The 8,127-nt window shown below is 64.8% G+C and carries 9 protein-coding genes; 5 read left to right on the top strand and 4 right to left on the bottom strand.

The features are described from left to right. Positions 1-308 precede the first annotated feature (308 nt). Both DK366_RS18660 and DK366_RS18655 read left to right on the top strand, forming a co-directional pair. Positions 309-1,025: a glycosyltransferase gene (locus tag DK366_RS18660; protein WP_109127061.1), complete on the top strand. Its 717-nt coding sequence runs from the start codon at positions 309-311 to the stop codon at positions 1,023-1,025. Between the two features lie 190 nt (positions 1,026-1,215). After that, entirely contained in the window at positions 1,216-1,584 is a 369-nt protein-coding gene (locus DK366_RS18655) for a DUF488 domain-containing protein (RefSeq protein WP_109127060.1), read from the top strand. 4 nt (positions 1,585-1,588) lie between these two features. Here the strand turns inward: DK366_RS18655 and DK366_RS18650 are convergent, their stop codons facing one another. Together DK366_RS18650 and DK366_RS18645 are read right to left on the bottom strand one after the other, a co-directional pair. Continuing rightward, entirely contained in the window at positions 1,589-2,554 is a 966-nt protein-coding gene (locus tag DK366_RS18650; protein WP_109127059.1) for a patatin-like phospholipase family protein, read from the bottom strand. 94 nt (positions 2,555-2,648) lie between these two features. Beyond that, positions 2,649-3,620: a YafY family protein gene (locus tag DK366_RS18645; protein ID WP_109127058.1), complete on the bottom strand. Its 972-nt coding sequence runs from the start codon at positions 3,618-3,620 to the stop codon at positions 2,649-2,651. Positions 3,621-3,763: 143 nt separating this feature from the next. On the opposite strand from DK366_RS18645, the gene DK366_RS18640 reads away from it, so the two are divergent. Next, positions 3,764-4,666, top strand: a complete 903-nt coding sequence (locus DK366_RS18640; RefSeq protein WP_157956618.1) for a hypothetical protein — start codon at positions 3,764-3,766, stop codon at positions 4,664-4,666. A 113-nt stretch (positions 4,667-4,779) separates the two neighbouring features. After that, positions 4,780-5,616 carry a DUF481 domain-containing protein gene (locus tag DK366_RS18635; protein WP_109127056.1) on the top strand — a complete coding sequence of 279 codons (837 nt, stop codon included), beginning with the start codon at positions 4,780-4,782 and terminating at the stop codon, positions 5,614-5,616. Positions 5,617-5,686: 70 nt separating this feature from the next. Here the strand turns inward: DK366_RS18635 and hemC are convergent, their stop codons facing one another. Beyond that, a complete protein-coding gene (hemC, locus tag DK366_RS18630; RefSeq protein ID WP_109127055.1) occupies positions 5,687-6,604 on the bottom strand; it encodes a hydroxymethylbilane synthase in 918 nt (305 codons plus the stop codon). A gap of 137 nt (positions 6,605-6,741) precedes the next feature. Here hemC and DK366_RS18625 point away from each other — a divergent pair, with 137 nt between their 5' ends. Next, complete coding sequence (locus tag DK366_RS18625) at positions 6,742-7,410, top strand: hypothetical protein (RefSeq protein WP_109127054.1); 669 nt, start codon at positions 6,742-6,744, stop codon at positions 7,408-7,410. Positions 7,411-7,414: 4 nt separating this feature from the next. On the opposite strand, the gene DK366_RS18620 is transcribed toward DK366_RS18625, so the two are convergent. Next, positions 7,415-8,119: a LytTR family DNA-binding domain-containing protein gene (locus DK366_RS18620; protein ID WP_109127053.1), complete on the bottom strand. Its 705-nt coding sequence runs from the start codon at positions 8,117-8,119 to the stop codon at positions 7,415-7,417. Positions 8,120-8,127: the final 8 nt, after the last annotated feature.

Raw genomic sequence — 8,127 nt, 5'->3', positions numbered from 1 at the left:
GCTGAACATTCAGCCTCTCGCCTCTGCCCTACGGGGCCCGGAAAGCCCAAAGTCAAAGCCAAAGCCAAAGCCAAAGCCAAAGCCAAAAGCCAAAGCCAAAGCTCGGGTTGGCCGTGATTTCTCCAGCACTCGCCCTTCGTAACCGGAAAGGCCGCAACGCCTCGGCTCTTTAATCGGAGAGAAGAGGAACCTGCACCCTCAAGCTTTGATTTGGCGCCACCCACACCCCTCCCCTGACGCCAAGCCTTCCCGCCACTAGAATGGCGCCCTGGCGCCGCGCGCCCCCTGTTCCAGACTAGGCCTTCCCCATGCCACAACTGTCCGTCGTCGTGCCGGTATTCAACGAGCGCGACAACATTCCGCCGCTGCTTGCCGAGATCGCCGCCGCCTTGCGTGGCAAGGTCGATTTCGAGGTTGTCTATGTGGACGACGATTCCAGCGATGACAGCGTGGCCGTGCTGGCGGCGGAAAAGCCGAAGTACCCGGAGCTGCGCGTGGTTCGTCATCTGACCCGCAGCGGCCAGAGCACGGCGGTGTGGAATGGCGTGCGTGCGGCGCGTTCGCCGTGGATCGCCACGCTGGACGGTGATGGCCAGAACGATCCGGCCGACATTCCCAAGCTGCTCGCCGAGCGCGACAAGGCCGCGCCGCCGGTGCGCCTGTTTGCGGGCTGGCGCACCACGCGTCGTGACAGCTTCAACAAGCGCATCTCCTCGAAGATCGCCAACGCGGTGCGCTCGCGCATGCTGCAGGACTCGACGCCGGATACCGGGTGCGGCCTGAAGTTGTTCGATCGCGACGTCTTTCTGCGTCTGCCCTACTTCGACCACATGCATCGTTACCTGCCGGCGCTGGTGAAGCGCGCGGGTTACCAGAGCACCAGCGTGCCGGTGGGCCATCGTCCGCGCACGGCGGGCACGTCCAAGTACGGCATGCTCGACCGCCTGTGGGTGGGCATTGCCGATCTGCGTGGCGTGGCGTGGCTGATGCGCCGTGGCAAGGTCACCCAGGTCGAAGAGATCTGATCGCCGCGTTTCCTCTGTAGGAGCGCACTGGTGCGCGACCGCGGCATGGCATGGTCGCCGCGGTCTACAGACATCATCTTTGCGGTACGACGGTCGCGCGCAAGCGCACTCCTGCAAAAGTGGGCGAGTCTTCGACGCGCCTTTCATCGGCGTATGCTGATGATTCGCGTCTTCGGGAGGCCGCCCGCCCATGACCATTGCGATCAAGCGCATCTACGATCCGCCCGCCAAGAGCGATGGTTATCGCATCCTGGTGGATCGCGTGTGGCCGCGCGGCATGAAGAAAGAGGACGCCGCCCTTGATGCGTGGAGCAAGGAGCTGGCGCCCTCCACCGCGCTACGCAAATGGTTCGGGCACGACCCGGCGCGCTGGGAAGGTTTTCGTCATCGCTATGCGTCTGAACTCGATGACGCTGCCGAGCATTGGCGTCCGTTGATCACGCAGGCGGCGCGTCATCGCGTCACGCTGTTGTTCGGCGCGAAGGACGAAGAACACAACAACGCCGTGGCGTTGAAGAGCTACCTGGATGCGCTGTTGAAAGCGCACGCCGTGCGCTGATCCATCATGCGCGGCCGCTGAACAGGCCCGCGTGGGTGGGCTGCCAATTGGCCAACGCCTGGCGCGCTTGCCGGCGACCCATCTCGATCAATTCCGCGGCGCGGTAGAACTCGTACACGGTGGCGACGTTGCGCGGCATGCGGATCAGCAGGTCCGGCTCATACGCCGCCAGGCGCAGCCGCGACAGATTGGCCTGCATCAGGTCCATGGACTGCATCAGCAGTTCCAGCATGCCGGGCTCGCGCGGCTTTTCCTTGTCGGCGCCGTGCGGTATCAGCTTGCTGATGAAATCGCCGATGCGCGAGCGACGGTTGTCGTCGTTCTCGGTCGGCGTGGCGGGCACTTCGTCGGGCGTGCCCGAATCGGGTGGGCCGTCCATGCTCACCGCAAACAGGTAGTCGGCCGGTTCGCGAATCAACGGCGTCACGGGCACCGGATTGAGCAGGCCGCCGTCGATCAGGCGACGCTCGGACAGCGTATGCGGACGAAAAATGGTGGGGATGGCGATGGACGCGCGAATGGCGTCGAACAACGGGCCACGCGTGAGCCAGACTTCGCGTTCGCGGTCCAGGTCGGTGGCGACGGCGGTATACGCCAGGGGCAGTTCTTCGATGGAAACATCGCCGATCAGGCCGCGCATGGTCTCGATAATGCGCTCGCCCTTGATCAGGCCGCCGCCGGAAAACGTCCAGTCGACCAGCTTGAGCACATCTATCTTCGCCAGCGAACACACCCAGTCGCGGTAGATGTCCAGCTTGCCTGCCGCGTAGATGCCGCCGATGAGCGCACCCATCGACGTGCCGGCAATGGCGACGATCTCGAAGCCCTGCGCTTGGATCTCTTCAATGGCGCCGATGTGCGCCAGCCCTTTCGCGCCGCCGGAACCAAGCGCCAGCGCGACGGTCGGTTTCTTGGGAAGCGTGGCTTCAGCAGGAAGCGTGGACGGATCGGCGATGTCAGTGGCGCTCATGGCTCAAGCAACAAAAAGTGAGTGGAAAGGCGTAAGGAGCGAGAGAGGGTTTCAAGGCTTTCTCTTGCCACTCATGCCTGTTTACTCACTTTTGTCACTGATAGCCACCCAGTGCCAGCTGCAGCTGGATCTTCATTTCCTCGCGCAGCGACAACGGCGCCACCACTTCCGCATCCGGTCCGTACTTGAGTACGTCCATCAGCAGTTCCTTGGAATTGGAGTAGGGCACCTGCAGTTCGTAGCGACCATCGGGCACCCATTCGCCCTTCTGCTGCGAATGCCAATGCTCGTCGGCGACCCAGCGCGCGGCATGCTGCGAGAAGCGCAGCGTGGCCCATGCCTTCGGCTTGCCGGCAAAGATGCCGTAGCTGGATGCCAGTGCGTCGTTGAGTTCCTGCTCGGGCACGTCGCGCGCAGGTTCTTCCAGTGCTTGCGGTTCGGCGATGCGATCCACGGCGAAACTGCGCAGTGCCTCGCGGTCGTGATCCCACACGTCCAGATACCAGTTGTCGCGATAGTGCGTCAGGCGCTGCGGCGACACGCGGCGATGGCTGTCCGCATTGGTCGTGCGCGCGCGATAGCGGAAACGCAGCTGCTTTCGTTCCAGCACGGCGCCCGCCACCACGCGGAACACCTGCTGGTCGAGCTTGCGCTCGCCCCAGGCAATGACGCGGATGCGTTCGATCGGCAGCGTCTTGCCGGTGCCCTGATCGGAGAGCAGGTGCTCGATGCGCGCCTTGAATGGCGCGAGCGCGCCGGCAAGCACACCGGGACCGCTGCGTCCGATGAGTTCGTTGAGCGCGAGCAACGCGGCCAGTTCGTCGGAGGTCAGCCACAAGCCCGGAAGCTCGAAGCGTTCGCCTTCGCCGATGGCATAGCGGAATGCGGCATGTTCGCCGCCCGCGCTTTCGATGGGCGCGCCCAGCGCGTCGCGCAAAAACGCCACGTCGCGATACAGCGTGGCGCGCGAGCACTCCAACTCGTCCATCAGGCGAGGAAGAGGCACGGGATAGTGCGCCGACTTGAGCAGTCGATGCAGGGTGAGAATGCGCTCGTAACGATCCATGAAATGACTTTCGACGGCTGCCTCCGCGTAGCATGCGCACCGTTGGCGGTAGCCGCAAGTCCACCAGATGGTGGGATTCAGCAAGACCACACCTTGGTCACGTGCGCGTGATCCGCCCTTCACGTACCAAAGACGCCACCCTCATGAAACCGCGACAACACGCTCAATCGCAGCCTGCCCACGCCGATGGACAACGGCCCGAACGGGCACGGCCGCGTCCGTGGCCGGCAACGCTGCTGCACGTGTGCGGTTACGACGGGTTTGGCTTGTGGATGGTGCTTGGCCTGGCATTGGCGATCGGCGTCTATCCCGACGGGCGCGGCGATGTGCTGGTGCCGGTGACGTTGGGTGGTGTGCTGGTTGCGGTGGGTTTGCTCGCGGCGTGCGTGCATTCGCGATGGATGCCGCACTGGCACGGGTGGGTCATCGCCAAAGGCTCCTGGCCGACGCGCGATGCACTCATCGCGCTCGCGTGCGCCTTGCCTGCGCTGGCCGTTGCAGGATTGGCGCGTGGCGACAACACATTTTGGGCTACGCGCCTGTCGGGTGCCGCCATGGCGTTGTGTAGTCTGTGCAGCCTCATTGTCACCACGTACGCCGCTGCGTGGCGCCAGGCGCCGGACATGGATCATCAGCTGGCCACGCAGCTGCCTCTCAGTCGCGTGGTGTCGGCCACGTATGGCGGCGGATTGTGGCTCTGGCTGTGCACCGCAGGCCAGGACACCGATGAGCGCAGCCTGCATCCGGTGGCGTGGATCACCGGCCTGCTCGTGCTGGCGCTGCTGCGTGGGCTGGTGGAAAACCTCCGCTGGCAGGCTGCCCTGCAACGGTCCGCCATGCCGCCCGGGCGGCTGGAATTACAGCCGAAGCGCTATCTGGCCGCCGTGCTGGTTTACGCCATTCCCTGCAGCTCGTTGCTGCTGATGAGCATGGACGCCGCCTGGCTGGTCCTGGCCTCGCTGGCGGCCGTCAGCTGCACCCTGGGTATGGCCATCGAGCTAAGTTTGTATGATGAAGCCCTGGCCGCCCTGCCAGGCGGGCCATAAACGGCCCTGCAGCGCGCTTGCGCTGAACAAAACCTCCCCCGGTTCACAGGCAGTTCAATCCGCCCCGTTAAGGTGGCGGCCTCCATCTTTTAACGAAAAAGGAACAATCAGCGATGAAAAGCACCCTAATGACGGGCGCCCTGCTCGCAGCGCTGGCCAGGTTTGGCGCTCAAGCCGACGACGCGTCATCCAATCCGGCCAACAACGGCGGATGGACGGGTCAGGGCGAATTCGGTTTCGCGTCCTCCTACGGCAATTCCCGCTCCGAAAACATCAACGCCAAGCTCGGCCTGAACCAGGAAAACGACCTGTGGAAGAACAATTTCTTCCTCAACGGCCTGCGTTCGAAGGGCGAAGTGCAGGTGCAGGATCAGCAAGGCAACACCATTGACCGCCTGACCACCACGGCGAACCGCTACGACACCGGCGCCTCGGTGGGTTACAAGCTCGATCCGCGCAGCTACATCGTGACCGCCGCGCGTTATGAGCACGACGACTTCGGTGCCAACCTGTGGCAGGGCATTGTCTCGGTCGGCTACGGCTACATCGCGCTGAAGACCGATCGCACCGAGCTCTCCTTCGAAGCCGGTCCCGGTTACAAGCGTTACCGCCCCGCCGACGTCGACCAGTCGGTGACGGTGAACCAGCCCGACGGCACCACCGCCACGGAAACCGTGCGCGTGCGCCAGAACACGGTGAGCGAAGCCGTAGGCCGTGGCCTGGTGAACTACAAGTACCGCCTTACCGACAACACGGCGTTCGAAGACACGCTGCTGATCGAAGCGGGCGCCGACAACAAGTACTACCAGAACGACATCGGCCTGTCGGTCAGCATGACAAAGAAGGTGGCGCTGAAGCTGGGTTACCAGGTGCGCTACAACAGCGACGTGCAGCCGGGTACGCAGAGCACCGATTCGCTGGTGACGACGAACCTGCTCTACAACTTCTAAGCGTTCGCGCTGCCCATCTCCAACCGCCTCCGCACCGTTTCGACGGCGCGCGAGGCGGTTTTTTTTCGCCTCAGGCCTGCAGCAGCGGGCCGGCGCCCTGGTCAAACAACGCCTGGGCAACCCGCTTGCCCAACGCTTCAGCCTGATCGCCTTCGGCGTCGGCCTGCGCGTGCAGCAATCGACCGCTGCTGACGTCGCCCACCATGCCGCGCAAGTGCAAGCCGCGTTCGGTGACGGTGCACCAGGCGCCCACCGGCACCGTGCAGCTGCCGCCCAGGGCGTGATTCATGGATCGCTCGGCGGTCACGGCGAGGCGCGTCTGCGCATCGTCCAGCGCGGCCAGCCATTCGAGTACCTGCGGTTGATCCGAGCGCGCTTCGATGGCGATGGCGGCTTGCCCCGGTGCGGGAAGCCAGTCGGGTGCGGTGAGGCGGCTGCGGATGCGCGAGGCCAGGCCCAGTCGTTCCAGGCCGGCACAGGCCAGCAGGATAGCGTCGTAGTGGCCGGCGTCGAGCTTGGACAGGCGCGTGCCCACGTTGCCGCGCAGGTCCAGCAAGGTCAGGTCCGGGCGCACGGCGCGCAGCTGCGCCTGGCGACGCAGTGATGACGTGCCGACGCGCGCGCCCAGCGGCAGCGCGGCGAGGTCCGCGTAGTCGTTGCTGACGAAGGCATCAGCCGCATCGGCGCGCGGCAGGATGGCCGGCAAGGTGAAGCCCGGTTCCAGTTCGGCGGGCACGTCCTTGAGGGAATGCACGGCCAGGTCGGCGCGGCCTTCCAGCATCGCCACTTCCAGTTCCTTCAGGAACAGGCCCTTGCCGCCAATGGTGGCCAGCGGCTTGTCCAGGATTTCATCGCCGCGCGTCGACAGCGGCACCAGTTCCACGATCAATCCCGGATGGACGGCGCGCAGTTCCGCGGCGACGTGTTCGGCCTGCCAAAGGGCGAGCGCGCTTTTGCGGGTGGCGATACGCAGCGTCGTAGGCGTCATGGTGTTCTCGGTGGGGCGTCGCGCGGGGCTTCGGCGGGGTACGCCATTGTTGCGTAATTACTGCCGCGGCTGCATTAGGTATGGCGCCGCAGGCGGGCTATGCTGTGCGCGGGGTGGGGACAGCAAGGAGTGTTGTCATGAAGACCCGCAGACTGATCTGCACGATGTTTTTCGCCATGGCCGGCCACGCCGCGTTTGCCGCGGACATTCCCGCAACGGCAGGCGTGGACGTCATCACGTTGCCCGTACTGTTGCCCGACGGCCGGCCCTACACCGATGCCGATGTCTCGGCGCGTGGCTTGCCTGAAGCGTCCGCGTTTCACCAGGTGGGCCCGCCGGGTGCGTATCCGCAGATTTCGCCGGTGACCAGGCTTACCGATGAAGGTTGGCTGGCGGCGAGCAACCAGCGCGCCAGTGCCGCGCAGATCAATTTCCATCGTGCGCTGCGCATCAAGCCGAACGATCGCCGCCTGCTGTGGGCGTATGGCTGGGGCATGATCAACCTCAACGATCCGGCGTGCGCACTGGAAGCGTTCCAGCGCAATCTCTCGTTCCGTCCGGAACAGCGACCGCAATGGGTGCCCATGGCCATGGCGCTGACCTATACGGCGTCCGGCCAACGCGATGCCGCCCTCGCCTGGTATCGCGCAGCCGCGCAAAGTGATCCGCTGCGTTTTGGCACGGACAACGCCACGTTGCGCACAACCCTGCACTGGACGCCGCGCGAGCGTACCCTGATCCGGCAACTGATCGGCTTTGCGGAACAACCGGGCAAGACCGATCCGCACGCTCTCGCCGCCCGCTGATCGTTCAACTCATCCGTAGCAGCTTGCGCAGCGCAGGCAGGTTGCGGCGACTGACTTCCGGCATCAACTCGGTGCCACCGAGCCGTGCCAGCACGCGGCCGTCGGCCAGTGTCTTCAGGCCCAGCAGCCGTTGTGCCGGCACCAGGCAGTTGCGATGAAGACGAATAAGGTTGTCCGCGTAGGCTTCCTCAAGCTGCTTCAGTGACTCTTCCAGCAGCAGCTGGCCGCCACGGTGCTGCACTACCACGTATTTTTCTTCCGCCAGCAGGCAGATGACATCGTCCAGCGCCACGCGCACCTGTTCGCCGCGCAGGCGACCGTGCAGATAGCCACCGGTATCGCGCGGTGCGTGCTGCAAGCGCTGGCGCGCGCGCTGGAGCGCCTCGTTGAGGCGCTCCAGGCGCACCGGCTTGAGCAGGTAATCGACGGCGCCGAGTTCGAAGGCATGCAACGCGTGGCTTTCGTACGCGGTGCAGAACACCACCACGGGCCGCTTGCATCCGGCCAGCCGTTGCGCGAGCGCCGTGCCGCTCATGCCGGGCATGTTGATATCCAGCAACAGCACGTCCGGCTGCAGCTCGCCGAGTGCATCAAGCGCGGCTTCGCCATCGCCCACGCTGCCCACGACATCGACGTCGCTGCATTCGCCGAGCAGCGCCGCGAGACGTGCTCGTGCCAGGGGTTCGTCGTCAACAATAAGTACGCGCATGGGTATCC

The organism is Dyella sp. C11, from assembly GCF_003121485.1.
Taxonomy (GTDB): domain Bacteria; phylum Pseudomonadota; class Gammaproteobacteria; order Xanthomonadales; family Rhodanobacteraceae; genus Dyella.
Note: the sequence above shows the minus strand (reverse complement) of the source record. Positions and strands in the feature narration are given on the sequence as shown.

What these genes read in the sequence shown, in the direction of transcription:
- DK366_RS18655 (WP_109127060.1), top strand. Translation starts at nt 1,216, where the DNA reads ATGACCATTGCGATCAAGCGCATCTACGATCCGCCCGCCAAGAGCGAT.
- DK366_RS18625 (WP_109127054.1), top strand. Translation starts at nt 6,742, where the DNA reads ATGAAGACCCGCAGACTGATCTGCACGATGTTTTTCGCCATGGCCGGC.
- hemC (WP_109127055.1), bottom strand. Translation starts at nt 6,604, where the DNA reads ATGACGCCTACGACGCTGCGTATCGCCACCCGCAAAAGCGCGCTCGCC.
- DK366_RS18645 (WP_109127058.1), bottom strand. Translation starts at nt 3,620, where the DNA reads ATGGATCGTTACGAGCGCATTCTCACCCTGCATCGACTGCTCAAGTCG.
- DK366_RS18650 (WP_109127059.1), bottom strand. Translation starts at nt 2,554, where the DNA reads ATGAGCGCCACTGACATCGCCGATCCGTCCACGCTTCCTGCTGAAGCC.
- DK366_RS18620 (WP_109127053.1), bottom strand. Translation starts at nt 8,119, where the DNA reads ATGCGCGTACTTATTGTTGACGACGAACCCCTGGCACGAGCACGTCTC.
- DK366_RS18635 (WP_109127056.1), top strand. Translation starts at nt 4,780, where the DNA reads ATGAAAAGCACCCTAATGACGGGCGCCCTGCTCGCAGCGCTGGCCAGG.
- DK366_RS18660 (WP_109127061.1), top strand. Translation starts at nt 309, where the DNA reads ATGCCACAACTGTCCGTCGTCGTGCCGGTATTCAACGAGCGCGACAAC.
- DK366_RS18640 (WP_157956618.1), top strand. Translation starts at nt 3,764, where the DNA reads ATGAAACCGCGACAACACGCTCAATCGCAGCCTGCCCACGCCGATGGA.